The organism is Mesorhizobium sp. M0140, assembly GCF_040322475.1.
GTDB lineage: Bacteria > Pseudomonadota > Alphaproteobacteria > Rhizobiales > Rhizobiaceae > Mesorhizobium.
Window position 1 is genome coordinate 90,542 of record NZ_JAMYTM010000009.1, and the last position, 23,872, is coordinate 114,413.

Genomic DNA, 23,872 nt, shown 5'->3' on the forward strand with positions numbered 1-23,872 from the left:
AAATAGCGCCTTGCCTTGTGTTCGATAATCGGTTTTCATCCGCACGGGCTGTACTAAAAGATAGATCAATGAATCGAGCGCATCTTTCACAACTGGCGGTGCTGGCGACTGTCGCTCAATGCGGCAGCTTTCGCGGCGCTGCCAGGGAATTGGCCATCGCGCCTTCGGCGGTTAGCCACGCGGTATCCAGCCTCGAAGCCCGGCTTGGCGTGCGCCTGTTGGCACGCAGCACGCGCAGCGTTGCCCCGACCGAGGAGGGCGCGCAACTGCTCGAGCGATTGCGGCCGGCGCTTTCCGAGATCGACCTGGCGCTGGAGACGGCAATCGAAGCGCGCGACCGGCCGGCCGGCAATCTGCGGCTGACCGTGCCGCGCACGGCGGCCCATTTGGCGCTGACGCCACGGCTGGGCGCCTTTGCGTCGGCCTATCCCGACATCGTGCTGGAGATCGTCATCGAGGACCGCTTCACCGACGTGGTGGAAGGCGGCTTCGATGCTGGAGTCAGGCTAGGCGAGAGCCTGCAGCGCGACATGATCGCGGTGCGCATCGGGCCGGACCTTCGCGGCGCGGTGGTCGGCGCCCCGGTCTATTTCGAGGTGAGCCCCAAGCCGCTCCACCCGCGCGACCTAGCCGGCCACCGCTGCATCCGCTTCCGCTTCTCCAGCGGCATCCTCTACCGCTGGGAATTCGAGAAAGGCCGCGAGAGGATCGAGATGGCGGTGGAGGGACCGCTGATCCTCGACGAGGACCATCTGATCGCCCAGGCGGCGGTCGACGGCGCCGGGCTTGCCTTCGTCTTTGAGGATTATGTCCGCGCACCGCTCGCCGACGGCAGGCTGATCCGCGTGCTGGAGGACTGGTGCCCGCCCTTCGACGGCTTCTTTGTCTATTATCCGAGCCGCCGTCAGATGCGGCCAGCGCTTAGGGCGTTTGTCGATTTCTTCAAGGTGAGTGGATAGAGCGGGCTCGCCCCTCCCCCTGGTGGAAGAAAACCGGCATCGCGGTCGTTCACCAACGATGCAAACATCGATCACCAATAGCACGACCCGCTATGGCTGGGGCGCGATCATTCTCCACTGGCTGATTGCGCTGATCTTCATCGGTCAGTTCGGGCTCGGCTTCGTCATGGTTCGGCTGACCAGTCAGCGCACCGCCTTCGAACTGATCCAACTGCACAAATCCTTCGGCTTTCTGCTGCTCGGTCTGGTGGTGCTGCGCGTCGCCTGGCGCCTCGGCAATGCAACGCCGCCGCTGCCGCGCTCGGTCGGAACCCTGGAGCGTCGGGCCGCCCCGCTGGTCCATTTTGCGCTCTACGCGTTCCAGCTTGCCTTGCCCTTGTCCGGCTGGGCGCTGGTGTCGGTGTCGATGCTGGAGATCCCCAGCCTGCCGTTCAACCTGTTCGTCATGCCGAACCTGCCGCTGGCTGAATCGGATGGCGCCGAAAGCTTCTGGGCGGCAACGCATTGGTATCTCGCCTATGCCGGCATGGCGCTGGTCGCTCTCCATGTCCTGGCGGCGCTGCGTCATCATTTCCAGCTCAGGGATGGCGTGCTTACGCGCATGATCACGCCTTCGTCAGATGCGGAATAGATCGGACGGCTCATTCGTTGACGGGGCGAGGACGCACACAGCGCCGCCTCCAAAAAGGAACACCTCCATGTACACGCGCATCCTCGGATTTGCGGCGGTCGCCGCTTGCCTTGCCATGCCTGTTTCAGCGGCCGTCGCGCTTGGTGACGCCGCCGGCAGCTATTCGATCAGCCCGGCCAACTCCAGCATCCGCTTTTCCATCGGCAAGGTCGGCGGCGGCGGCCTTGATGGCGCCTTCGCCCGCTTCAAGGGCTCGATCCGCATCGACAACAGCGATGTCGCGCGCTCGCAGGTCAATTTCACCATCTTTCCCGAAAGCGTCAGCACCGGCCAAGGCCGTATCGATGCCTTCCTGCGCTCCGACGCGGTGTTCGATGCCGCCAAGAACCCGGAAATCCAGTTCCGCTCGACCAGCGTGACCCGAACCAGCGACACCACGGCCCTCGTCAGCGGCCGGCTGACGGCGCGCGGCAAGACGTTCCCGGAAAAATTCACGGCCGAGCTTGGCGGTCTCAAGGCTGGCACCATAAAATTCCATGTCACCGGCAAGGTGTTGAGGTCACGCTACGGCATGGATGTCGGCACGCCGATCTATTCCAACATCGTCGACTTCGACATGACGCTGACCGGCAAAAGGGGCTGACCTTGTCATTGGCTTTTCCGGCGATTTCGGGCAAACCTCGTCGCCTGTAATCGAGAGGAGAAGCCTGATGTTCCGATGGGGTGTGTTGTCGACGGCCAAGATCGGCCGCGAGCATTTGTTGCCGGCCATGGTCGAGGCGGAGAATGGCGTGCTGTCGGCGATCGCCAGCCGCGACCTGTCGAAGGCCAAGGCGCTCGCCGACCGCTTCGGCGCGCGGCATGCCTTCGGCTCCTATGAGGAACTGCTCGCCTCGAAAGAAGTAGACGGCGTCTACATCCCGCTGCCGACTTCGCAGCATGTCGAATGGACGGCAAAGGCCATCGAAGCCGGCAAGCACGTGCTGGTCGAAAAGCCGCTGGCGCTCGACGCCAACGACATTCTTCCGCTGATCAAGCTGCGCGACCAGAAAAAGGTGCTGGTCTGCGAGGCCTTCATGGTCATCTACCACCCGCAATGGATCAAGGTACGCGACCTGATCGCCAGCGGCGCCATCGGCCGGCTGCGCCATGTGCAGGGTGCCTTCTCCTACTACAATGTCGACCCCAGCAACATGCGCAACCAGCTCGACCTCGGCGGCGGCGCGCTGCCCGACATCGGCGTCTACCCGACCGTGTCGACGCGCTTTTCGACCGGCAAGGAGCCGCTGCGCGTGCAGGCGACGATCGAGCGCGACCAGAAATTCGGCACCGACATCTATTCCTCGATCCGCGCCGATTTCGGTGACTTCGAACTGTCCTTCTACCTGTCGACGCAGATGGCGGCGCGCCAGGTCATGGTGTTCCACGGTGAGAAGGGTTTCATCGAGTTGTTCTCGCCTTTCAATGCCGGGCTCTACGACCACCACCGCGTCGAACTGCACAACCAGAACCACTCCGAGGCGCAGGTGTTCCGCTTTCCCGGCACGCAGCAGTACCGGCTGGAGGTCGAGACCTTCGCGCGTGCGGCACAGGGCGGCAAGGAGCGCGTCTTCACGCTGGAGGAATCTGTGCTCAATCAGAAAGTCATCGATGCCATCTTCCGCGCCGGCGGCAAAGAAGGCTGGGAGGCCGTCTGACCCCTTGCGTTGAATTAGCCGGCTAATTCTGGGAGGAAAGATGGCTGACGATGCGGACGTGATCATTGTCGGCGCTGGCCTTGCAGGGCTGGTTGCCGCCGCCGAGCTTGCCGAGGCCGGCAAGAAAATCATCATCGTCGACCAGGAGCCGGAGCAGTCGCTCGGCGGCCAGGCGTTCTGGTCGTTCGGCGGCCTTTTCCTCGTCGATTCGCCCGAGCAGCGGCGCATGCGCATCCGCGATTCGCATGACCTGGCGCTGGAAGACTGGCTGGGCACCGCGGCTTTCGATCGGCCCGAGGATTTCTGGCCGCGCAGATGGGCGGAAGCCTATGTCGGCTTCGCCGCCGGCGAAAAACGCTCCTGGCTGATGCAGCGCGGCCTGAAATTCTTTCCGGTGGTCGGCTGGGCCGAGCGCGGCGGCGGCAATGCCATCGGCCACGGCAATTCGGTGCCGCGCTTCCACATCACCTGGGGCACCGGCCCCGGCGTTCTCGAACCGTTCGTGCAGCGCGTGCGCGAGGCACAAAAACGCGGATTGATAAGCTTCAAGTTCCGTCATCGGGTCAATGAACTGACGCGGACGGGTGCTGTTGTGACCGGTGTGCGTGGCGACATCCTGCAGCCCAGCGCTGTCGAGCGCGGCCACAAGAGTTCGCGCGAAATATCAGGTGATTTCGAGCTTCACGCCCAAGCGGTGATCGTCGCCTCCGGCGGCATCGGCGCCAACCATCAACTGGTGCGGGAGAATTGGCCCAAGCGGCTTGGCGCGGCGCCCAAGCGCATGATCACCGGTGTGCCCGACCATGTCGACGGCCGCATGCTGGCGATCACCGAACGGGCCGGCGGCTCGATCGTCAACCGCGACCGCATGTGGCACTATGTCGAGGGCATCAAGAACTGGGCGCCGATCTGGACCGACCATGCGATACGCATCCTGCCCGGCCCGTCATCGCTGTGGCTCGATGCGCGCGGCAAGCGCTTGCCGGTGCCGCTCTATCCCGGTTTCGACACGCTGGGCACGCTCTCCCACATCATGAGCACAGGCTTTGACTATTCCTGGTTCATCCTGACCAAAAAGATCATCCAGAAGGAGTTCGCGCTGTCGGGCTCCGAGCAGAACCCTGATTTGACCGGCAAGAGCTGGCGCCAGGTGCTCGGCCGCGCCACATCTGGCATTCCGGGTCCGGTCAAGGCGTTCATGGAGAAGGGCGAGGATTTCATCGTCGAGGCTGATTTGCCGGCGCTGGTCGCGCGCATGAACGCGCTTGCCGGCGGTGAGCCGCTTCTTGAGGTGGCCCAGGTCGAGCGCGAAATCCGCGCCCGCGACCGGCAGCTCGACAATCCGTTCTCCAAGGACATGCAGATCACCGCTTTGCGCGGCGCCCGTGCCTATCTCGGCGACCGGCTGATCCGCACGGCAAAGCCGCACAAGATGCTCGACCCGGCAAACGGCCCGCTGATCGCGGTGCGGCTCAACATCCTGACCCGCAAGACGCTGGGTGGCCTGCAGACCGACCTCGACAGCCGCGTGCTGGATGCCGATGGCCTGCCGGTCGCCGGGCTCTATGCGGTCGGCGAAGCCGCCGGCTTCGGCGGCGGCGGCGTGCATGGCTATGCGGCGCTCGAAGGCACCTTCCTCGGCGGCTGCATCTTTTCCGGCCGCAGCGCCGGCCGGTCGGCGGCTGCCTCGGTGTAATAAGGTTTCAGGCGGCGAGGCGAAAAGACCGCTCACCAGTGCCAGGCACCCTGTCCAAGGGCAGCAACCGCGTCAACGATCCGGGTAAAACTCGCGCGGGCGCGGCCGACCGTGTGCCGGGCCCTGAGATAGCCGTGCACCAGGCCCGGTTCCTCGAACCAGTATGCCCGTCCGCCGGCCGCGACGATGCGGTCGCGATAGGCTTCGCCGTCGGACGACAGGGGATCGCATTGCGCGGTGATCAGCACTGTCGGCGGCAGGTAGGCGAAATCGGCGTCGGCAAGCGGCGACTGCGTGATGTCGCCGGTGCCGTCTTGCCCGCCGGTGCGGATGTTCTTGTAGAATTCGAGATCGCGCGTGGTCAGCATCGGCGCTTCGGCATGCGTTATGTACGATCCTTGCGACCGGTCGCCGCCGAGGCCGGGATAGATCAGCACCTGGCCAACCGGCCTTTTCGAATGGCCGCGCGTGGCGTGACTGACGGCGGCGCATAGATTGCCGCCGGCGCTGTCGCCGCACAGCAGAATTGGGTGGTTGCGGGTGGAGGTGGCCCATTCGAAGGCGCTCATCGCATCGTCGAAGGCGGCCGGATGCAGATGTTCCGGCGCCAGCCGGTAGTCGACCGAAACCACCTCATAGCCGGTGCGGGCACAGAGTTCAGCGCAGACATCGTCGTGGCTGTCCAACCCACCAAGGATAAAGCCGCCACCATGGACATAGAGCACCGTCACCGCAGCCTCGCGTGTGCTTCGGTAGATGCGGATCGGGATGTCGTGCGTGGGCGTTGCAATGGCGGATGTTTCAACCGTGACCCCCTCGGGGTAGCCGGCAAAGAATTCCCGGCACATGCGATCGTAAATCTCGCGCTGCTGCGCGATCGTGTAGTCGATCGTGTCCGGTGGATAGTAAGAGTTGGTCCGCTCGATGAAGGCCCAGGTCTCGGCGTCGATGAGGGTTTTGTAGTCGGTCATGAGTGAGGCTGCCGAAGTCGAACCTGGGCACCCCCCTCTGGCCTGCCGGCCATCTCCCCCGCAAGAGGGGAGATTGGCAGTTTCGATCGCGGTGCTCTTCTTGCAGCGTCGACTATTGGCGAAAGCAGAAACGACGTCCGATCTCCCCCCTTGCGGGGGAGATGCCCGGCAGGGCAGAGGGGGGTGTGACGGAACGCCATCGTTCCTGCTACTTCCCCTTCCAAACCGGCTCACGCTTCTCCGCAAAAGCGCGAAAACCCTCCATGCCGTCCTCGGAGCCGTAGAGCGCATCGACCGTCGGCAGCTGCCGCCGCGTCACCCTGTTCATCGCGTCCTGGAAGGTCAGCGCCTCGGCCACCCGCGCCGTTTCCTTGATCGCGGCAAACACCAGCGGCGGGCCGCCGGCCAGCAGCCGGGCGATCTCCCAGACGCGATCTTCCAGCCTTTCCTTTGGCAGCACTTCGTTGACCAGGCCCCAGCGATGCGCCTCGGCCACATCCATCCAGCGGCCGGTCAGCAGAAGGTCCATGGCGACATGGTAGGGGATGCGCTTCGGCAGCTTGATCGTCGCGGCGTCGGCCAGCGTGCCGGCGCGAATCTCGGGCAGCGCGAAGGAGGAATGATCGGAGGCGTAGATGAGGTCGCAGGACAGCGCCAGCTCGAAGCCGCCTCCGACCGCCATACCGTTGACGCAAGCGATCACCGGCTTGTTGAGGTCGCGCAACTCCTGCAGCCCGGCAAAGCCGCCGACGCCATAGTCGCCATCGACCGCATCGCCGCCGGCGGCCGCCTTCAAATCCCAGCCGGCACAGAAGAACTTGTCGCCGGCGGTCTTGACGATGGCGACGCGAAGCTCCGGATCGTCTCGGAATGCCTTGAACGTCTCGCCCATCAGCCGCGAGGTCTTCAGGTCGATGGCGTTGGCCTTGGGCCGGTCGAGCGTGACTTCGAGGATGGTGCCCTCGCGGCGGGTCGAAATGACGTCAGACATTCTTCTTGTCTCCCAGCACCAGCAGTGCGTCGGCGATCCAGGCGCCTTTGCCCTCCGCGCAGACGATCAGCGGGTTGATATCGAGTTCCTCGATCTCGCCGGCATTCTGCTGCACGAAGGCGGCAATGCCCGAAATGGCGTCGATGGCGGCCTGGACATCGGCCTTCGGCCGGCCGCGATAGCCTTCGAGCAGCGGGAACAGCTTCAGGCCGCGCAACGCCGCCTCGATGTCGTCGCGGGTTGCCGGCAGCATCAGCGTGACGCTGTCGCGCAACAGCTCGACCAGCACGCCGCCTGTGCCCAAGGTCATCACCGCGCCGAACATCGGATCGCGGGTGAAGCCGACGATCAGTTCAGCGACACCGTCGCGCACCATGCGCTCGACATAGAGCCCGGTGCCGAGCGGCAGCAGGTCATGCGCTGCGGTGCTGACGGATTCGGCATCCCTGAGATTGAGCCTGACAGCGCCAACTTCGGATTTGTGAGTGACGCCGAGCGCCTTCAACGCCACCGGGAAGCCGAGCGCCATGGAAGAGATCACCGCCTCGACCGCATTGGCGGCGCGTTCGCCCTTCGGCACCGGCAGGCCAGCCTTGATCAGCCGTGACTTCGCCTCGGCCTCATCGGGCGTGACGTGGTCGCCGCCAGGCGCACCGGATGCGGACGTGTCGATCGGCTGCGCCTGCGGTTCAGCCCAAGCCCAGCCGATGAAGGCCGCCGCCCCGGCGGCATCCATGGCTTCCGAAATGCCGAACAACGGCACCATGCCGCGCGCCATCAACTCGGCCGTGTATTCCTCCGGCAGGTTCTCCGGCAACGAGGAGACGATCGCGCCATGCGCCTTGTTGGTCTTCAGCGCCGATTCGAAGGCGCGCAGCGTCGCCCACCAGTCGGTGACCGAGCAGCGGTCGGGGCGCGGAAAATCGAGCACCAGCATGTTGAGGTCGAAGCCGCCCGACACCATGGCGGTGAAGGTGGCGGTCATCGCCGGCTCGTTGTTCCAGATGAAGGTGTGATAGTCCAAGGGATTGGCGACCGCGACCAGCGGCCCGAGCGTCGATTTGACATGGGCGCGGTGGCTGTCGATCAGCACAGGGAAATTGACCCAGCGCCCTTCGGCGCTGTCGGCCATGACGGAGGCCTCGCCGCCGGAGCAGCTCATCGACGACAGCCTATAGCCTGGCAGCGGGCCGGTGATGTGCAGCAGCTTCAGCGCCTCGATGAAGGCGGGGATCGAATCGACTCTCGCAATGCCGAGCCGCCGCAGGAACGCACCCGAGGCCGCGTCCGAGCCGGCCAGCGAGGCGGTATGCGAGACAGTCGCCTGCCTGGCCTGTTCGGAACGGCCGACCTTCATGGCGATGATCGGCTTCTTCAGCTCGCGCGCCCGTGCCGCCAGCCGCTCGAAGCCGGCTACCGAATCGAAAGCCTCGATATGCAGGCCGAGCGACGTGACCCGCTCGTCCTCGATCAGGCCGAGCGCCATTTCGGACAGGCCGGTCTGCGCCTGGTTGCCGGCGGTCATCAGGAAGGCGATCGGCAGGCCGCGCCTTTGCATCGTCATGTTGATGGCGATGTTGGAGGACTGGGTGATGATGGCGACGCCCTTGCCGCCCTCGGCCAGTCTTATCCCGCCATGCTGGTCGGGCCACAGAAGCGCGCCGTCGGCATAATTGATCAGGCCGTAGCAATTCGGCCCGATGATCGGCATCGAGCCGGCCGCCCCGACCAGCTCGGCCTGCAGCCGCTCGCCGTCGTCGTCATAGGCCTCGGTTTCGAGGAAGCCGGCGGCAAAGCAGACGGCGCCGCCGGCGCCGCGTTCGGCCAGCGCCTTGACCACCTCTATGGTCAAATGCCGGTTGACGCCGACAAAGGCGGCGTCCGGCGCGGCCGGCAGGTCGGCGACCGAGCGATAGGCCTTGCGGCCGGCGACCTCGTCCTTGGTCGGATGCACCGGCCAGATCTCGCCGGCAAAGCCCATCTTGATCGATTGCGCGACGACGGCTGCAGCCTGCGCACCGCCGAATACGGCAATCGACTTCGGCCGCAGGAGACGCTCAAGTTTATGCATATGTTATGCCCCAAACGGACGCAGCAGCGCCCGTGAAATGATGTGGCGCTGGATTTCCGACGTGCCCTCCCAGATGCGCTCGACGCGGGCGTCGCGCCAGATGCGCTCCAGCGGCAAATCGTCCATCAGCCCCATGCCGCCATGGATCTGGATCGCTTCATCGGCAACGTATGCAAGCATTTCGGTGGCCTTCAGTTTGGCCATGGCCATGTCCTGGTCGGTGACTGTGCCCTGATCGTACTTCCAGCCGGCTTCGAACACCATCAGGTCGGCGGCCTTCAGTTCGGTCGCCATGTCGGCAAGCTTGAACGATACGCCCTGGAACTTGCCGATCTGCTGGCCGAACTGCTGGCGCTGCGCGGCATATTCCACCGCATGGCCAAGCGCCCGCTCGGCACGGCCGAGACAGGTCGCGCCGACCTGCAGGCGGGTGGCGCCGAGCCATGAATTGGCGACGTCGAACCCTTTATGGACTTCGCCCAACACTTGGGCGGCGGGAAGCCGGCAATCGTCGAATTCGAGGATGGCGTTGGTGTAGCCGCGATGCGAGACGTTGCGGTAGCCATCGCGAACGGTGAAGCCTTTGGTGCCCTTATCGACAAAAAAGGCGGTGATCTTCTTGCGCTTGCCGCGCGGCGAATCCTCTTCGCCGGAAGCCATGAACACGATAGCAAAGTCGGCGAGGTCGGCGTGGGAGATAAAATGCTTGGTGCCGTTGAGCACCCAGTCGTCGCCATCCTGCACGGCCGTCGCCTTCATGCCGCGCAGGTCGGAGCCGGCGCCCGGCTCGGTCATCGCCAGGCAGTCCCATTTCTCGCCGCGGATGCAGGGGAACAGATACTTCTCGCGCTGCTCGGGCGTGCCGGCCAAGAGGATGTTGGAGGGCCGCGCCACGCAGGTCCAGTGCAGCGCATAGTTGGCGCGGCCGAGTTCCTTTTCGTAGAGCAGCCAGGTCACCGTATCCAGGCCAGCGCCGCCGACATCGGCCGGCATGTTGGCGGCATAGAGCCCGGCTTCGATCGCCTTGACCTTGATCTCCTCGATCAGGTCGCGGCGCAGCACGCCGGTGCGCTCGACCTCGCGCTCATGCGGGTATAGCTCGTTCTCGACGAACGCCTTCGTCGTCTCGACGATGAGCCTCTGTTCTTCCGACAGCCCGAAATCCATGCTTCAGCCCTTCTTCTTGCCGGTCTTTTTCTTCGGCTTCTCGGCTTTTTTCACCGGCTTCAACGCCTTGGCCTTCTCGGCCGCCTTGGAGGCCGTGGGCTTCTTCGCCGCCAGTTTGGCCAGCTGCCTAGTATAGTCCTTGTGCAGGGCGCCGGCGCCCCAGCCCTTGCCTTTGTTCTGCTTCGACAGCGCGTCCATGATGGCGACCAGATTATCGTCGCGGATCTTTTCCAGTTCGCGGATCGACAGGCCATGCGCCTGGTCGTCCGACTGCGTGGCGATCAGGTCGACCAACTCGTCGTTGAACTCCGGCACATCCATCAGCTTGGTCCATGGCCATTTCAGGCAGGGCCCGAACTGCGCCATGAAGTGGCGCATGCCGGCCTCGCCGCCGGCGACGCGATAGACCTGGAACATGCCCATCTGCGCCCAGCGCAGGCCGAAGCCGTAGCGCATGATGTCGTCGAGTTCCTCGACCGTGCAGATGCCGTCCTTGATCAGCCACAGCGCCTCGCGCCATGCCGCTTCGAGCAGGCGGTCGCCGACGAAGGCCTCGATCTCCTTGCGGATGACGACCGGCTTCATGCCGATCGAGGCATACATCTCCTTGGCGACCTCGATCGCCTCGGGAAAGGTCTGCTCGCCACCGACGATCTCGACCAGCGGCAGGAGATAGACCGGGTTGAACGGATGGCCGACGACCAGCCGCTCCGGATGCTTCTTCATCGCCACCTGCATGTCGGTCGGCTTGATGCCGGAGGTCGATGAGCCGACAATCGCATTGGCCGGCGCGTGGGTATCGATCTCGGCGAGCACCCGGTGCTTGAGGTCGAGCCGTTCCGGCACGCTTTCCTGAATGAAATCGGCATCGGCCACTGCCTCGGCGATGGTCTTGGCGAAGGTCAGCTTGCCCTCCTTGGGCAGGCCGCCGGGCACCATCTGCTTGTAGGCGCGGCGCGCGCCCTTCATCACTTCGCCGACCTTGCGCGACGCCTCGGGATCGGGATCGAAGATCGACACGTCGATGCCGTTGAGCAGCAGCCGCGCCACCCAGCCGGCGCCGATGACGCCGCCACCGATGGCGGCTGCCTTGTTGATGATGCTCATGCGGAAGCTCCGGTTCTGGTCATGGCGGTTGTGGGATCTATGAGCGGCACGCGTTCGCCGGCGCGGATCACGGACGGGTCGTAGGCCTTGCGGGCAAAGGCTTCGAGCACGAAGGGCCGGAAGAATTCGATCGGCAGGGTGTCATAGTCGGGGTCGAAGCTCGACTGGTCCCAGCGTTCGCAAAACTGGTCGCAATCGTCGAAATAGGCGTGGCCGGCAAAGCGGTCGCGCGCATGGCGGTTACCGCCCAGATGATGGGCATAGTAGAGCCGCTGGAAGTCGCCATGCTTTTCCACCACCCAGGTGCATTGTTCGCGCACGAAGGGTTTCAGGATCGAAGCGGCATATTCGTCGTGATTGTATGGCGCGTAAATGTCGCCGATGTCGTGCAGCAGCGCGCAGGCGATCCAGTCGGTGTCGGCGCCGTCGCGCCAGGCACGCGTCGCCGCCTGCAGCGAATGGCCGAGCCGGGTGATCTTGTAGCCCGACAGGCCCGCGTCGAGCTGCACCAGCGCATCGAGCAGCCGCTCGCCTGTCCTTGCCGCATAGTCGATCTCATGCGCGGTCAGGAACTCGTAGTCGTCCCGGTCGCCATCCTTCATCGCGGTGAATTTTACGGTAGTCATGCCGACCCTCCCGATGAATAATTTATGCCGCGATCGGCGCCCGCTTGGTGAGGTTGAGCTTTTGCCGCACCTCTTCCGGCCCAAGAATCCTGGCGCCGAGATTGGTGACGATGCTGGCGGCACGCTCGACCAGCTGCGCATTGGTCGCCAGCACGCCCTTGTCGAGCCACAGATTGTCTTCGAGACCTACCCTGACATTGCCGCCAGCCAGCACCGCCGCCGCGGCATAGGCCATCTGGTTGCGGCCGATGGCGAAGGCCGACCAGTTCCAGGTGGACGGGACATTGTTGACCATGGCCATGAAGGTGTTGAGGTCGTCAGGCGCACCCCACGGCACGCCCATGCAGAGCTGCACCAGCGCATCAGGGTTGAGTACTTTTTCCTCGACCAGCTGCTTGGCGAACCACAGATGACCGGTGTCGAAAGCCTCGATCTCCGGCTTGACGCCGAGCGCCGTCATCATGCCGCCCATGGCGCGCAGCATGCCGGGCGTGTTGGTCATGACATAGTCGGCTTCGGCGAAATTCATGGTGCCGCAGTCGAGCGTGCAGATTTCCGGCAGGCACTGGCGCACATGTTCCATGCGGTTGGTGGCGCCGCCCATGTCGGTGCCTTTTTCGTTGAGCGGCAGCGGCGCTTCCGGCGATCCGAACACCATGTCGCCGCCCATGCCGGCGGTCAGGTTCAGGATGACGTCGACTTCCGCCGCGCGGATGCGCTCGGTCACTTCGCGGTAGAGATGCACATCGCGCCTCGGCTTGCCGGTTTCGGGATCGCGCACATGGCAGTGCACGATCGCCGCACCCGCCTTGGCTGCGTCGATGGCGGAATCGGCGATCTGCTTGGGCGAGCGTGGCACATGCGGGCTGCGGTCCTGCGACCCGCCGGACCCGGTCACGGCACAGGTAATGAAGACCTCACGGTTCATCGCAAGCGGCATGGAACTCTCCTCCGATAGAAACAGACCACAACAATGCCCGACTTGCCGGAAACTGTTTTGCGCTTTACGAAGCTTCCATGACAAAAAGCGAAAAACCGACGATCTTTCGCGCCGAGCGTCTGCCGCTCAAGGTGACGCTGCTGGTGTTTTCCGGCTCGTCGATCATGTGCGTGGCCTCGGCCGTCGATCCGCTGCGCGCCGCCAACCGTATCTCCGGCGAGACCCTGTTCGATTTTCGGCTGGTCTCGGTGACCGGCGAGGCTCCGGTCACCACATGCGGCCTGCCGGTGGCGGTCAGTGGCCGTTTCGACGCGGGCGAGCCAACCGACGTCCTTGTCGTCGTCGCCGGCTTCGGCACCCAGAACTATGCAACTTCGGCTTTGTTGTCCGGACTGCGCCGGGCCGCACGCACGGCGCGTGCTTGCGGCGGTGTCGAGGCGGGCACTTGGCTGGTGGCACGCGCCGGCCTGCTGGAAGGGCGCAGCGCCACCACCCACTGGGAGGACATGGAGGATTTTTCCTCGGCCTTCCCTGGCGTCGATGTCCGCCCGGATCGCTACGTCATCGACGGGCCGGTGTTCACCTCGGGCGGCGCTTCGCCGACCTTCGACCTGATGCTGCATCTCATCCGCACGCGGCTCGGCATGGCGGTGGCGCTCGATGTCGCCAGCGTCTTCATCTATGACCAGGCGCGCGCCGCCACCGACGCACAGCCGCTGGTCTCGCTCGGCCGGCTCGACGGCTACGATCCGCGGCTGGCGCATGCGATCCGGCTGATGGAAGCGCATGTCGACCAGCCTCTGACCATAGAGGCGGTGGCAAAGCGTGCCGGGGTGACGGCACGGACGCTGGAAAGCATCTTTCGCAAATCTATCGGCGAGACACCGGGCGCCTATTACCTCAGGCTGCGCCTCGGCGCCGCGCGCCGGCTGGTGGTCGATACGAGGGTTGCCATGGCCGATATTGCCGGGCGGACCGGGTTCTCGTCCGCCGCCGCATTTTCGAGAGCGTTTTCAAGGACTTTCGGCGAAGCGCCGGTCAGATTGCGGAGGGGGTAGGTTTCAACGGGCGATCACGCCGCGTTCTGACGGTCGCCGTCGATCTGCGAGCGCATCTGCCTGGCCAGACGGGTCTCGAAGCGGCTGGCGACAGCGCGATCCCATTCGTTCGCAATCTTGGCGTCGTCGGATTTCCTCGGCATCGCCATCAGCCGGTCGATGATCGATCCGGCCTCGCCAGGTGAGAGCAGGGCGTCGATTTCACGTTCGTTCTGCATATCGGTTCGCCTCCTTCTTCCTCTCCCGCCACGAGCCAGTCTTATACGAGATTCGTGACGGCAGTTTGAAGGCAAGAGCGAGGTCATTGAAGGGCGTCGAAGGGCAAAACCATGTCGCGGGACCGGGCAATGCGCAAAGCTGTTCCTGCGCCTTGGCAGGTCAGGTCAAGGAGAGATCTACAGCCGCTTTTCGAACAGCACCGTGGTGAAGCCACTGTCCCATTCGTCGTCTGGATAGCGGTTTTTCTCGATATAGCCGACCGCCTTGTAGAGTGCTTGGGCAGATTGAACGTGTCGGTTTCCAGCCGCGCCTGCGCCAATCCGGCGGCGCCGATCGCCTGTTCGGCGTGGGAAAGCAGCTTGCGGCCGACACCTTGCCCTTGACGGGATGCCGTCACGTGCAGGGCCTCGATGAAATCCGCGCGCCAATGGATCAGGCCGGCGACCTCGCCATCGATCTCGGCAACGGCGAATTCAGGCCAGCTCTGGTCGACATAGCGCCCGCCAATATCCGTCTCGACATAGCGCCGCGCCGCTGCTTCGGTGATGTTCGGCAGCCATGTGCCTTCGAAGGTTTCATGCAGCACCTGCTTCAACGCCGGAATATCGCTCGCCTGCGCCGGGCGCACGATGATTCGATCCTCTGCCATTTTCCGTCTCCCGCCAATGCATGTCGCCCAAAAGCGCACAGCGATTTTGGGATGGCGACATGCATAAAATAAAGGCTGCCGCACGGGCCCTCTTTCGGCGGCACGCGTGGCATCTTGATCACACGCTGGCTGCCGAAGATCTGTGCGATCCTCGGCAGCCTCGTGCGAAGTGGGCTGACTAGCAGATGGCGATGGCGGCGGCTTTCAGCCAGTGGTGTCGGATGTCGGTCCAGAGATGGAGCGGCGCGCGCCTTACACGTAGCGGTTGACGATATTTTCCAGCAGTTCCTGGCGACCGGACCTCGGCTGCGGCTCGATCTTCTTCTTGACGACGCGCTCGGCGATATCCTCCAGCGTGCGCTTGCCGGCGAGCATCGCCTTGCCCTCGGCCGTGTTCCAGCCGGCATAACGTTCGGCCAGCGGCGCCGATAGCGCCTTGTCCTCGACCATGCCGGCCGCGGCTTTCAGGCCGCGTGCGCAAGAATCCATGCCGCCGATATGGCCGATCAGCAGGTCCTGCGGATCGAGCGACTGGCGGCGCAGCTTGGCGTCGAAATTGGTGCCGCCGGTCTTGAAGCCGCCGGCCTGCAGGACCTGATAGTAGGCCAGCGCCATTTCCGGCACGTTGTTGGGGAACTGGTCGGTGTCCCAGCCCGACTGGTAGTCGTTGCGGTTCATATCGATCGAACCGAAAATGCCGAGCGCATTGGCCAGAGCCAGTTCGTGCTCAAAGGAATGGCCGGCCAGGATGGCGTGGCCCTGCTCGATATTGACCTTGACCTCCTTCTCCAGCCCGAAGCGCTTGAGGAAGCCGTAGACGGTGGCGACATCGTAATCGTACTGATGCTTGGTCGGCTCCTGCGGCTTCGGCTCGATCAGGATCGTGCCCTTGAAACCGATCTTGTGCTTGTAGTCGACGACCATGCTGAGGAACCGGCCGGCCTGTTCCTGCTCGCGCGCGAGGTCGGTGTTGAGCAGCGTCTCATAGCCTTCGCGCCCGCCCCACAGCACGTAGTTTTCGCCCTTCAGCCGCTTGGTGACGTCGATGCAGCTTTTTACCGTCGCCGCCGCGTAGGCAAAGACGTCCGGATCGGGATTGGTGGCCGCACCCGACATGAAGCGGCGATTGGAGAACAGATTGGCGGTGCCCCAAAGCAGCTTGACGCCGGTCTGCTTCATCTTGCCCGCGAAGTAATCGGCGATCTCGTCGAGGCGCGCGGCACTTTCGGAAAAGTCCTTGCCCTCCGGCCGCACATCGGCGTCATGGAAGCAGAAATAGGGCGCGCCGAGCAGCGAGAACATCTCGAAGGCGACGTCCGCTTTCAGTTTTGCCAGCTCCATCGTGTCGGTGCCGCCTGCCTTGGGAAACCACGGCCGGTCGAAGGTCTGGCCGCCGAACGGATCGCCGCCCGGCCAGGCAAAGGAGTGCCAGTAGGCCACGGCGAAGCGCAGATGATCTTCCAACCGCTTGCCGGCGACGACCTCGTCGGGATTGTAGAACCTATAGGCCAGCGGATTGGTCGAATCCGGCCCTTCATATTTGATTTTCTTGATGTCGCCGAAGAATCCGCTGCTCATGATTTCTGTCCTCTCACAAAGTTCTGCCGCCATTACCTCAGGCGTAATTGGTTTCAGGCCAGCGCTGGTCGAAAAAGGTCATGTCAAAGCCACCAAACGAAGGAGACAGACCATGACCGACCTCACCAAGATCGCTGAAAACTACATCACCGCCTGGAACGAAAGCGATGCCGGCCGCCGGGCCGAATTGCTCAAGGCAACCTTCACGGAAGACGTCAGCTATCGTGATCCGCTCATGCAGGGCGACGGCCATGAAGGCGTCACGGCTCTGATCGACGGCGTGCAGCAGCGCTTTGCCGGCTTCCGGTTCTCGCTGAAGGGCACGCCGGATGGTTTTGCCGACAAGATCCGCTTCTCGTGGAACCTCGGACCTGAGGGGACGCCTTCGGTGATCGAAGGTACCGACATCGGAATCATCGAGAACGGCCGCCTGAGGAGCGTCACCGGCTTTCTCGACAAGGTGCCTGCGCAGTAAGGACTTCTGGGGGAGGCGGGCGTGAAGCGCCCCCCTCTGGCCTACCGGCCATCTCCCCCGCAAGGGGGGAGATTGGTTGGCATCCGCGCCTTCGCCAATCACCCACCTTGCAGGACTGGCATACCCGCCAACGCTGCTAATCTCCCCCCCCGCGGGGGAGATGCCCGGCAGGGCAGAGGGGGGTGCCTCGCGCTCACTCACGCGGTCACGCTCTTAATTGCCGGGTACAGCGACCGGTAGCGCTGATATGCATCCGCATACGCCCCAGCGAGCGCAGCGTCCGGTTCAACGGTAGCATCCGTCCTGGGCGCCGTGCACACAGCCAGCGGATCGGCATCCGTTGCCGCAATCAGACCGAGCCGTGCGGCACCAAAGGCGGCGCCGAAATCGCCGTCGGCGGGAATGTCGACAGGCAGTTGAAGCGCGGTGGCAATCGCCTTCAACCAGTAGTGCGAGCGCGAGCCGCCGCCGATCGCCGTCACCCGCGTCAAGGTCGTGCCGGCCGTGGCCAGGGCTTCGAGGCTGTCGCGGAAGGCAAAGGCCACACCCTCCAGCACGGCCTGGGTCAGCACGGCACGGCTCGATTCATGCGCCAGCCCGGTGAACGCGCCGCGAATGGCGGCATCATTGTAGGGTGTGCGCTCACCCGAAAGATAAGGCAGGAAGGACACGCCGCTGGGCGCCTTCAATGTGTCGCCGAGCTGAGCGGTCAATTCGCCGGCGCTCTTCCCGGTGATTTCGGACAGCCAGTTGAGCGAATCCGTCGCCGACAGGATGACCCCCATCTGATGCCAGGTGTTCGGCAGGGCGTGGCAGAAGGTGTGAACCGCGCTAGCCGGGTTGGGCAGGTAGGAAGCGTTGGCGGCAAACAGCACGCCCGATGTGCCGAGCGAGACGAAAGCGTGGCCGGCGCCGACCGTGCCCATGCCGCAGGCCGAGGCCGCATTGTCGCCGGCGCCGCCGGCGATCGGAATGCCGGCCTGGACGCCCCATTTCGATGCCAATTCGCTGCGCAGTGCGCCTGCCTTGTGCGTACCCTCAACCAGCGACGGCATCTGCCTCTCGTCGAGCGACGTCGCTGCGAGCAGGTCCGTACTCCAGCGCCGCTTGCCGACATCGAGCCAGGAGGTACCGGCAGAATCCGACATTTCCGAAATGTGTTCGCCCGAAAGCCAGAGCCGCAGGAAGTCCTTGGGCAGCAGCACTTTTGCGACCTTGGCGAAGAGAGCGGGTTCGTTGTTTTTCACCCAGGCAAGTTTCGGCGCGGTGAAACCGGGAAAGACGATGTTGCCGGTCAGGGCGCGGAAGCGCGGATCGGCGTCGAGCACGGCCGCCTCGGCATGGCTGCGCGTGTCGTTCCACAGGATGCAGGGACGCAGCACCTTGTCGGCGGCGTCGAGCAGCGTGGCGCCATGCATCTGCCCGGACAGGCCAATGCCCTTGACTGCCGCGAGTTCATCCGGATGGGAGGATCTGAGTTCGGCGATTGCGTCTTCGCAGGCCCGGATCCAGTGCTCGGGATTCTGTTCCGACCAGCCGGGATGCGGCCGTGAAACATCAAGCGAACCGTGGCCGGAACCGATGACGGTTTGCCCGGCATCGATCAGCAGCGCCTTGACGCCCGACGTCCCGAGATCGAGGCCCAGATACATGTCTTCCTCCCACGCCAGTTAATTTTTTCGGGTCTCGAAAAAATCTGGCTTGGTCAGTTTTTAAAACAAGATCCGCTTCGGGTCAATTCTCCGACAAATCGGCGGCGCGTCGCACAAACAGCGCTGACAGCGGACTGTCGGGCCGCGCCATCGAACGCTCCGCCGTGAGCGCCCTGGCCAGCGCACCGTCACCGGCGCGCAACGCTGCCTCGATCAGCGTCAGGTCGATAACATCGCGCTGAGCGTGGCTGCCGCCGAAGCGATGGGAGATCGAGCGGATCGGCCGGATCAGGCGCACGGCCTCGGTGTAGCTGCCCTCACCGAATGCCTTGATGGCGAGCGTCAGCGGATGGCCGACATCCCGCGTGAAAGCCGCATTGTCGTCGCTGCCACGCATGGCCTCGCGCTGCGCCTCGAGCAAAGCGAGGGCCGGCGCATCGAACCCTGCACCGACAAAGGCCATCATCGCGTGGGCATCGTTGAAGGCATAAAGGCCCGCTCCGGCCTTGCGCCAATTGGCGGCAAGCGCTGCCCAGCGGTCGCCGACATCGACGCTGCCCAGGGCGAGCCGCCACAGGACTGCCGAGGCATCGACCATGTTGAGCGCCATCGTCGATTGCACGCTGTAGATAGGGCCGTCATAGAGGGCCAGCACCGCGTCGGTTTCGCCGAGATCGTAATGGAACAGCGCCAGGTGCCACCAATTGTGCACCTGCAGGAAGCTCTCCCTTGTCCACGCTTCCGGGTTGGCCTGCATCCAGGCGATGCCATCCCTTTGCCGGCTCTGCATTTCCATGACATGGGCGACGGCGTGCTGGGCCCATCGCGCGGCTCCATGTCGACCGCCGCGCGGCCAAGCTGCTCGGCCCTGGCATAATCACCCATTTCCTCCAGCCCGAAGGCCTGCATGCCGAGCATGGCGTGGTAGCCGGGCATGCCGCTTTGCCATGACGGCAGGGCGCGTGCGATGCGGTCGCGCAGCATGCGTGCATTGCCGGTGAAGAAATCGATCTGGTGGCCGACCTGCAGCGCCAGCCCGTCGCGGGGCGTCTCGATGGTGATGTCCTCGAGAATGCGGCTGGCTTGATGCCATCGTCCGCTGGCGAGATGCCCGAGGGCCGAGACATGCGCCCGCTCGCGCGTGGTCGCGGCAAGCGGCAGTGCGGCCTCATGGCAGGCCTTGGCCACGGCCGTCGCCTCCCGCTCGGTGGCGAGGCCGAACAGATATCCCTTGAAGACATGCGCCATGACGAAGCCGGGATCTTCCGCGATGGCGCGGTCGACGGAGGCTACGGGATCGCCGATGAAGCACTGCAGTTCACGCACTGCCTGGCTGTAGGGGGTGAATCCCGCCTCCGTGGCGCCCGAAAATGCCAGGCCGAATGCGTCCCTGGTTGCCATGCGATGTCCTTCTGTCGACCCGTGACAGGCCCTCGATCCTTCGGCCCAAACCGATCCTAAAGCATGGGCCACGGCAACGCCAACCGCGCGCTACGCCAGGTCATTTGAGTAGTCTTTGCAGTTTAGCAACCATGCGGGGCAGATCAGGCTTTGTAAAACCGAATGAATTGTGTCTTCATTACGGCGACTGGCGGGGGCTGGAAATCGCGAATCGAGAGGGGACGCGATGCGGCATATGAAGAACTCACTTCCGAACAGTCATTCGGAGGATGTGCAGGTGGCAGTTGCTTCGCTACGGCGAAAGCCGCATCCGCTACACCCGTGGCTTATTAGCATCCTCTCAACTACGGCTTTTGCGTTGCTGCCCAACTCCGCCGCGTTTGCCGCATGCGTGCTGGGTCCATCCGCCGGAAACACCGTTTACACCTGCGACAGCGGCGATTCAGGCGGCAGCCTCGCCGATCCCGATGGCGACAACACGCTCAATTTTCCCGCCGGGGGCACCGGGCAGATATCAGGCAATGTCACCTTTGGTGTCGGCACGGACCGCATCGATATGCAGTCAGGCGCCATCACCGGCACCGTCGATCAGGGTGGCGGCACCGATTTTTTCACCATCGGCGCGGGTACCGTCGCCGGCAATGTCCAGCAGGGCGCCGGCATCGACGACTTCAACATGAGCGGCGGCCAGATCGGTTCGCTCAACCAGGGCGATGGCCTGGACACGTTCACCATGACCGGCGGGCGCATCGTCGATTTCTTCGACGATGGCGACCGTGCCGTGATGACCGGTGGCCGCATCGGCCGCGTCAACATGAAGCTCGATCAGAATTACTTCAACATGTCCGGCGGCACCATCGACCGCAACCTCGTCACCGGCTTCGACAAGGACACGATCATCCTGTCGGGCGGCACCATCGGCGGCAACATCAGCGTCAGCGGCGCCGACGACAGCGTCACGGTCACCGGCGGTACGGTCGGTGGCGATATACTGATGAGCTTTGGCGCCGACAGTTTCGTCTGGAACGGTGGCGGCATCATCTATGGCGCCGTCGACCTCGGCGGCGACAACGACACCGCCGAACTCAGCAACCTCACCAACGCCAATCTCGGTGCCACGAATACCATATCGGGTGGTCTCGGCACCGACGCGCTCACCCTGGACAACGTCAAACTGGATGGGATCAGCCGGCTCCAGAACTGGGAAAGCATCGACGCCACCAATGACACCGAGCTGACGCTCGACGGCAATCTGGTGCTCGGCGACAGCGGCACCGGCACAGGTTCGCTCAGTGTCGATGCCGCAAGCACGCTCTATGGCGGCGGTTTCAACGCGGCGATCCAGGCGTTTACGGCGGGTCAGTTGGCGCAGGTCACCAATGCCGGACGCATCGACCTGACCAATGGCAGCACCGGTGCCACCGACAGCCTGACGATTTCGGGCAATTATGTCGGCCTGGGTGGCCTGCTGCTTATCCAGACCGAGCTCGGTGACGATTCCTCCGCATCCGACAAGTTGGTCCTGTCGAGCGGAACGGCTTCCGGTTCGACCGGCATCTCCGTGGTCAATCTCGGCGGCGCGGGGGCTGCGACCACGCAGGACGGCATCATGGTCGTCCAGGCAATCAACGGCGCCACCTCGGGCGCCACGACATTTGCGCTCGACGCCCCGGTCGCCGCCGGTGCCTTCGAATATTACCTGTTCAAGGGCGGCGTCAGCGCCGGCAGCGAGGAGAACTGGTACCTGCGCTCGACGCTGAACACGCCGGCCCCGCCGGCCGCAGCCCCGCCGGTGCTGGAACCTGCTCCGCCGCCGGAACCTGAGCCGCCGGCGGCCGAACCGCCGCCGCCGCCGCCCATCGACCCTGCACCGCCGCCGCCGCCGGAATCCACCCCCGGCGACCCCGATCCGGTTGATCCGGCGCCGCCGGTCGTGCCGACCGATCCGCCGCCCGCGACACCACCGGCACCACCGCCGGCACCAGTGGCAGATCCGCCCCCGCCGCCGCCGGTGGTGCCAACGGAGGTGCCCGACCTACCGACACCAGCGGCGGGCGAGGAGATCCTGCTCTATCGCATCGAGGTTCCGGTCTATTCGGCCTTGCCGCCGGTCGCCGAACATCTGGCGATGACGACGCTCGGCACCTTCCACGAACGGCGCGGCGAGCAGAGCCTGTTGTCGAACACCGAGCTGTCGCCGGTCTGGGGCCGCATCTTCGGTCAGGACAGCAAGATGGCGTATTCGGGAACGGTATCGCCGTCCTTCGACGGCACCCTGTTCGGCCTTCAGGCGGGCTTCGATCTGTTCGGCCGCGAAACCGCGTCGGGCCAGACCGATCGCGCCGGCCTGTTCGTCGCCTATGCCAGCATGAATGGCGACGTGCGCGGCCAGGCGCTGGGCTGGGACAATCTGTCCGTCGGCAGCATGGATATCAACGGCACCAGCGTCGGCGGCTACTGGACCCGGATCGGCCAGGGTGGCTGGTACCTGGACGGCGTCCTCATGGCTACCTTCTTCAGTGGAAACGCAACATCGTCGCGCGACATCGGCATCGATGTCGGCGGGACCGGCGTCACCGCTTCGCTGGAAGGCGGCTATCCCATCGCGCTGGGGCAAGGCTGGACGCTTGAACCGCAGGCGCAACTGGTCTGGCAGCAACTGTCGCTCGACGATGCGTTGGACCGCTTTGCTTCGGTTTCCTTTGATACGGACGGCAGCGTGACCGGCCGGCTCGGCGCACGGCTGCAAGGCGAAACAACGATCAATGGCATGGCGCTGCAGCCGTACCTCAAGGCCAACATCTGGCACGATTTCGGCGGCACGAGCCATGTCAATTTCGACACCACCGATATCTCCACCGAGGGCAGATCGACCTCGTTCGAATTCGGTGGCGGTGTGATCGCCAAAGTGACGGACAAGGTCAGCATCTTCGCCACCGGCGACTACACCACCAATCTCGGCGGCGACGAGCGTCGGATCCTCGAAGGCAATCTGGGGTTCAGCGTCAAATGGTAAGGCCGGTCATGACCCCGAAAAACAGTTTCGGGGTCATGGTCAGACAGAGAGCCTAATTGCTGGAACGCATCGCCACGGTGGCGATGCCGGCGCCGACCAGCAGTGTGCCGCCGGTGCGGTTGAAGATGCGGATCGCCTTGGGATTGCGCACCACGTTGCGTGCGCGTGAGGCGATCAGCGCATAGCCGAAAGCGTTGGCGAAGGCGAGCGCCAGGAAGGTCGTCTCGAAGATCAGCATCTGCGTCCAGAAATCGGCGTGCCGGTCGAGGAACTGCGGCAGGAAGGCGACGAAGAAGGTGATGCTTTTCGGGTTGAGCGCGGTGACCAGCCAGGCATGCGCCATCATCTTGGCCGAGGAGACCGCGTCGGTGCGCGGTTCGGCCTTCAGCGCGCCGCCGGCGCGAAACAGTTTCACGCCGAGATAGATCAGATAGCCGGCGCCGATCAGCTTCAGGATGGTGAAGACGGTCGCCGAAGCCGCCAGCAGCGCGCCGATGCCCAGCATCGACAAGGTCATCGCGGTGAAGTCGCCCAGCGCCACGCCGACGGCCATCGGCAGCGCGGTGCGCCAACCCTGGCCCAGCGCATAGGACACGACGAGAAGGATGGTCGGTCCCGGAATGATGAGAAGGATCGTCGATGCAGCGCCGAAGGCGGCCCAGTTTTCGAAGGACATGCTCGTCTCCTTTGAGCTTAAAGAAGAGGATAAATCCTTAGGCCCGGGAGAATGTAAAGAGGCGATTGACCTGACTGCGCCAGCGGCGGATCGGTGTCAGTTCGCGCCGCTCAGCGTGCTCACGATATCGGCCAGGCTGACATTGGCACCGAGAACAGTTGCCGCCGCGACAATGGCAGCGGCAAAAAGCTTGATGTCGGTTTTTAAGGTCTTGCACATGGAGGGCCCTCGCTGATGGTTCGAGGAGTAGGAAACGCCGGCGCCGGGAATATGACCCGGCCGAGGTCTTTTT

The 23,872-nt window shown here is 64.2% G+C and carries 21 protein-coding genes and 1 pseudogene; 8 read left to right on the forward strand and 14 right to left on the reverse strand.

The annotated features are described in order from the left end of the window. Positions 1-68: 68 nt before the first annotated feature. The 5 genes from NKJ37_RS11700 (at position 69) to NKJ37_RS11720 (ending at position 4,983) form a co-directional block, all read left to right on the forward strand. Complete coding sequence (locus tag NKJ37_RS11700) at positions 69-959, forward strand: LysR family transcriptional regulator (RefSeq protein WP_352440498.1); 891 nt, start codon at positions 69-71, stop codon at positions 957-959. A 58-nt stretch (positions 960-1,017) separates the two neighbouring features. Then, the gene (locus NKJ37_RS11705) at positions 1,018-1,590 is read left to right on the forward strand and encodes a cytochrome b (protein ID WP_352440497.1); all 573 of its coding nucleotides are present in this window, start codon (positions 1,018-1,020) and stop codon (positions 1,588-1,590) included. Positions 1,591-1,657: 67 nt separating this feature from the next. Beyond that, a complete protein-coding gene (locus tag NKJ37_RS11710) occupies positions 1,658-2,233 on the forward strand; it encodes a YceI family protein (protein WP_352440496.1) in 576 nt (191 codons plus the stop codon). Between the two features lie 67 nt (positions 2,234-2,300). Beyond that, positions 2,301-3,287: a Gfo/Idh/MocA family protein gene (locus NKJ37_RS11715; protein WP_352440495.1), complete on the forward strand. Its 987-nt coding sequence runs from the start codon at positions 2,301-2,303 to the stop codon at positions 3,285-3,287. Positions 3,288-3,327: 40 nt separating this feature from the next. Continuing rightward, positions 3,328-4,983 (forward strand): FAD-binding dehydrogenase, encoded by a 1,656-nt coding sequence (locus tag NKJ37_RS11720; RefSeq protein ID WP_352773867.1) that lies wholly within the window; start codon positions 3,328-3,330, stop codon positions 4,981-4,983. Between the two features lie 32 nt (positions 4,984-5,015). Here NKJ37_RS11720 and NKJ37_RS11725 read toward each other — a convergent pair whose 3' ends face one another. The 7 genes from NKJ37_RS11725 to bcoG all read right to left on the reverse strand — a co-directional run bounded on the left by NKJ37_RS11725 (position 5,016) and on the right by bcoG (position 12,856). Next, a complete protein-coding gene (locus NKJ37_RS11725) occupies positions 5,016-5,954 on the reverse strand; it encodes an alpha/beta hydrolase (protein WP_352440493.1) in 939 nt (312 codons plus the stop codon). 208 nt (positions 5,955-6,162) lie between these two features. Then, positions 6,163-6,945 carry a carnitinyl-CoA dehydratase gene (locus NKJ37_RS11730; protein WP_352440492.1) on the reverse strand — a complete coding sequence of 261 codons (783 nt, stop codon included), beginning with the start codon at positions 6,943-6,945 and terminating at the stop codon, positions 6,163-6,165. Continuing rightward, positions 6,938-9,016, reverse strand: coding sequence for an acetate--CoA ligase family protein (locus NKJ37_RS11735; protein WP_352440491.1), 2,079 nt, complete (start codon positions 9,014-9,016; stop codon positions 6,938-6,940). The genes NKJ37_RS11730 and NKJ37_RS11735 overlap by 8 nt, the downstream gene beginning before the upstream one ends. Before the next feature lie 3 nt (positions 9,017-9,019). Next, positions 9,020-10,183, reverse strand: a complete 1,164-nt coding sequence (locus NKJ37_RS11740) for an acyl-CoA dehydrogenase family protein (RefSeq protein WP_352440490.1) — start codon at positions 10,181-10,183, stop codon at positions 9,020-9,022. A gap of 3 nt (positions 10,184-10,186) precedes the next feature. Next, on the reverse strand, positions 10,187-11,290 hold the full coding sequence (locus tag NKJ37_RS11745) for a carnitine 3-dehydrogenase (protein WP_127322329.1): 1,104 nt from the start codon (positions 11,288-11,290) through the stop codon (positions 10,187-10,189). Then, positions 11,287-11,916 carry an HD domain-containing protein gene (locus NKJ37_RS11750; RefSeq protein WP_023810590.1) on the reverse strand — a complete coding sequence of 210 codons (630 nt, stop codon included), beginning with the start codon at positions 11,914-11,916 and terminating at the stop codon, positions 11,287-11,289. The genes NKJ37_RS11745 and NKJ37_RS11750 overlap by 4 nt, the downstream gene beginning before the upstream one ends. Positions 11,917-11,938: 22 nt before the next feature. Beyond that, positions 11,939-12,856, reverse strand: a complete 918-nt coding sequence (bcoG, locus tag NKJ37_RS11755) for a 3-dehydrocarnitine:acetyl-CoA trimethylamine transferase BcoG (RefSeq protein ID WP_023810589.1) — start codon at positions 12,854-12,856, stop codon at positions 11,939-11,941. Positions 12,857-12,933: 77 nt separating this feature from the next. On the opposite strand from bcoG, the gene NKJ37_RS11760 reads away from it, so the two are divergent. Continuing rightward, on the forward strand, positions 12,934-13,914 hold the full coding sequence (locus tag NKJ37_RS11760; RefSeq protein WP_023810588.1) for a GlxA family transcriptional regulator: 981 nt from the start codon (positions 12,934-12,936) through the stop codon (positions 13,912-13,914). 14 nt (positions 13,915-13,928) lie between these two features. Here NKJ37_RS11760 and NKJ37_RS11765 read toward each other — a convergent pair whose 3' ends face one another. The 3 genes from NKJ37_RS11765 to xylA form a co-directional block, all read right to left on the reverse strand. Next, on the reverse strand, positions 13,929-14,132 hold the full coding sequence (locus NKJ37_RS11765) for a hypothetical protein (RefSeq protein ID WP_023810587.1): 204 nt from the start codon (positions 14,130-14,132) through the stop codon (positions 13,929-13,931). An 83-nt stretch (positions 14,133-14,215) separates the two neighbouring features. After that, the gene (locus NKJ37_RS11770) at positions 14,216-14,782 is read right to left on the reverse strand and encodes a GNAT family N-acetyltransferase (RefSeq protein ID WP_352773868.1); all 567 of its coding nucleotides are present in this window, start codon (positions 14,780-14,782) and stop codon (positions 14,216-14,218) included. A gap of 252 nt (positions 14,783-15,034) precedes the next feature. After that, positions 15,035-16,360 carry a xylose isomerase gene (gene xylA / locus NKJ37_RS11775; protein ID WP_023810585.1) on the reverse strand — a complete coding sequence of 442 codons (1,326 nt, stop codon included), beginning with the start codon at positions 16,358-16,360 and terminating at the stop codon, positions 15,035-15,037. A gap of 112 nt (positions 16,361-16,472) precedes the next feature. On the opposite strand from xylA, the gene NKJ37_RS11780 reads away from it, so the two are divergent. Next, entirely contained in the window at positions 16,473-16,835 is a 363-nt protein-coding gene (locus NKJ37_RS11780; protein ID WP_023810584.1) for a nuclear transport factor 2 family protein, read from the forward strand. A 197-nt stretch (positions 16,836-17,032) separates the two neighbouring features. On the opposite strand, the gene xylB is transcribed toward NKJ37_RS11780, so the two are convergent. Together xylB and NKJ37_RS11790 are read right to left on the reverse strand one after the other, a co-directional pair. Beyond that, entirely contained in the window at positions 17,033-18,487 is a 1,455-nt protein-coding gene (gene xylB, locus NKJ37_RS11785; protein ID WP_352722541.1) for a xylulokinase, read from the reverse strand. A gap of 82 nt (positions 18,488-18,569) precedes the next feature. Further along, a pseudogene (locus NKJ37_RS11790) lies at positions 18,570-19,888 on the reverse strand (tetratricopeptide repeat protein). Positions 19,889-20,114: 226 nt separating this feature from the next. Here NKJ37_RS11790 and NKJ37_RS11795 point away from each other — a divergent pair. Beyond that, positions 20,115-22,904, forward strand: a complete 2,790-nt coding sequence (locus NKJ37_RS11795; RefSeq protein ID WP_352773869.1) for an autotransporter family protein — start codon at positions 20,115-20,117, stop codon at positions 22,902-22,904. 52 nt (positions 22,905-22,956) lie between these two features. Here the strand turns inward: NKJ37_RS11795 and NKJ37_RS11800 are convergent, their stop codons facing one another. Further along, positions 22,957-23,580 (reverse strand): LysE family translocator, encoded by a 624-nt coding sequence (locus tag NKJ37_RS11800; protein ID WP_352554613.1) that lies wholly within the window; start codon positions 23,578-23,580, stop codon positions 22,957-22,959. 96 nt (positions 23,581-23,676) lie between these two features. Beyond that, on the reverse strand, positions 23,677-23,799 hold the full coding sequence (locus tag NKJ37_RS11805; RefSeq protein ID WP_013528283.1) for a hypothetical protein: 123 nt from the start codon (positions 23,797-23,799) through the stop codon (positions 23,677-23,679). Positions 23,800-23,872 lie beyond the last annotated feature (73 nt).

What these genes read in the sequence shown, in the direction of transcription:
- xylA (WP_023810585.1), bottom strand. Translation starts at nt 16,360, where the DNA reads ATGAGCAGCGGATTCTTCGGCGACATCAAGAAAATCAAATATGAAGGG.
- xylB (WP_352722541.1), bottom strand. Translation starts at nt 18,487, where the DNA reads ATGTATCTGGGCCTCGATCTCGGGACGTCGGGCGTCAAGGCGCTGCTG.
- NKJ37_RS11730 (WP_352440492.1), bottom strand. Translation starts at nt 6,945, where the DNA reads ATGTCTGACGTCATTTCGACCCGCCGCGAGGGCACCATCCTCGAAGTC.
- NKJ37_RS11765 (WP_023810587.1), bottom strand. Translation starts at nt 14,132, where the DNA reads ATGCAGAACGAACGTGAAATCGACGCCCTGCTCTCACCTGGCGAGGCC.
- NKJ37_RS11700 (WP_352440498.1), top strand. Translation starts at nt 69, where the DNA reads ATGAATCGAGCGCATCTTTCACAACTGGCGGTGCTGGCGACTGTCGCT.
- bcoG (WP_023810589.1), bottom strand. Translation starts at nt 12,856, where the DNA reads ATGCCGCTTGCGATGAACCGTGAGGTCTTCATTACCTGTGCCGTGACC.
- NKJ37_RS11705 (WP_352440497.1), top strand. Translation starts at nt 1,018, where the DNA reads ATGCAAACATCGATCACCAATAGCACGACCCGCTATGGCTGGGGCGCG.
- NKJ37_RS11750 (WP_023810590.1), bottom strand. Translation starts at nt 11,916, where the DNA reads ATGACTACCGTAAAATTCACCGCGATGAAGGATGGCGACCGGGACGAC.
- NKJ37_RS11720 (WP_352773867.1), top strand. Translation starts at nt 3,328, where the DNA reads ATGGCTGACGATGCGGACGTGATCATTGTCGGCGCTGGCCTTGCAGGG.
- NKJ37_RS11770 (WP_352773868.1), bottom strand. Translation starts at nt 14,782, where the DNA reads ATGGCAGAGGATCGAATCATCGTGCGCCCGGCGCAGGCGAGCGATATT.
- NKJ37_RS11735 (WP_352440491.1), bottom strand. Translation starts at nt 9,016, where the DNA reads ATGCATAAACTTGAGCGTCTCCTGCGGCCGAAGTCGATTGCCGTATTC.
- NKJ37_RS11800 (WP_352554613.1), bottom strand. Translation starts at nt 23,580, where the DNA reads ATGTCCTTCGAAAACTGGGCCGCCTTCGGCGCTGCATCGACGATCCTT.
- NKJ37_RS11780 (WP_023810584.1), top strand. Translation starts at nt 16,473, where the DNA reads ATGACCGACCTCACCAAGATCGCTGAAAACTACATCACCGCCTGGAAC.
- NKJ37_RS11710 (WP_352440496.1), top strand. Translation starts at nt 1,658, where the DNA reads ATGTACACGCGCATCCTCGGATTTGCGGCGGTCGCCGCTTGCCTTGCC.
- NKJ37_RS11795 (WP_352773869.1), top strand. Translation starts at nt 20,115, where the DNA reads ATGCGGCATATGAAGAACTCACTTCCGAACAGTCATTCGGAGGATGTG.
- NKJ37_RS11805 (WP_013528283.1), bottom strand. Translation starts at nt 23,799, where the DNA reads ATGTGCAAGACCTTAAAAACCGACATCAAGCTTTTTGCCGCTGCCATT.
- NKJ37_RS11760 (WP_023810588.1), top strand. Translation starts at nt 12,934, where the DNA reads ATGACAAAAAGCGAAAAACCGACGATCTTTCGCGCCGAGCGTCTGCCG.
- NKJ37_RS11715 (WP_352440495.1), top strand. Translation starts at nt 2,301, where the DNA reads ATGTTCCGATGGGGTGTGTTGTCGACGGCCAAGATCGGCCGCGAGCAT.
- NKJ37_RS11745 (WP_127322329.1), bottom strand. Translation starts at nt 11,290, where the DNA reads ATGAGCATCATCAACAAGGCAGCCGCCATCGGTGGCGGCGTCATCGGC.
- NKJ37_RS11725 (WP_352440493.1), bottom strand. Translation starts at nt 5,954, where the DNA reads ATGACCGACTACAAAACCCTCATCGACGCCGAGACCTGGGCCTTCATC.
- NKJ37_RS11740 (WP_352440490.1), bottom strand. Translation starts at nt 10,183, where the DNA reads ATGGATTTCGGGCTGTCGGAAGAACAGAGGCTCATCGTCGAGACGACG.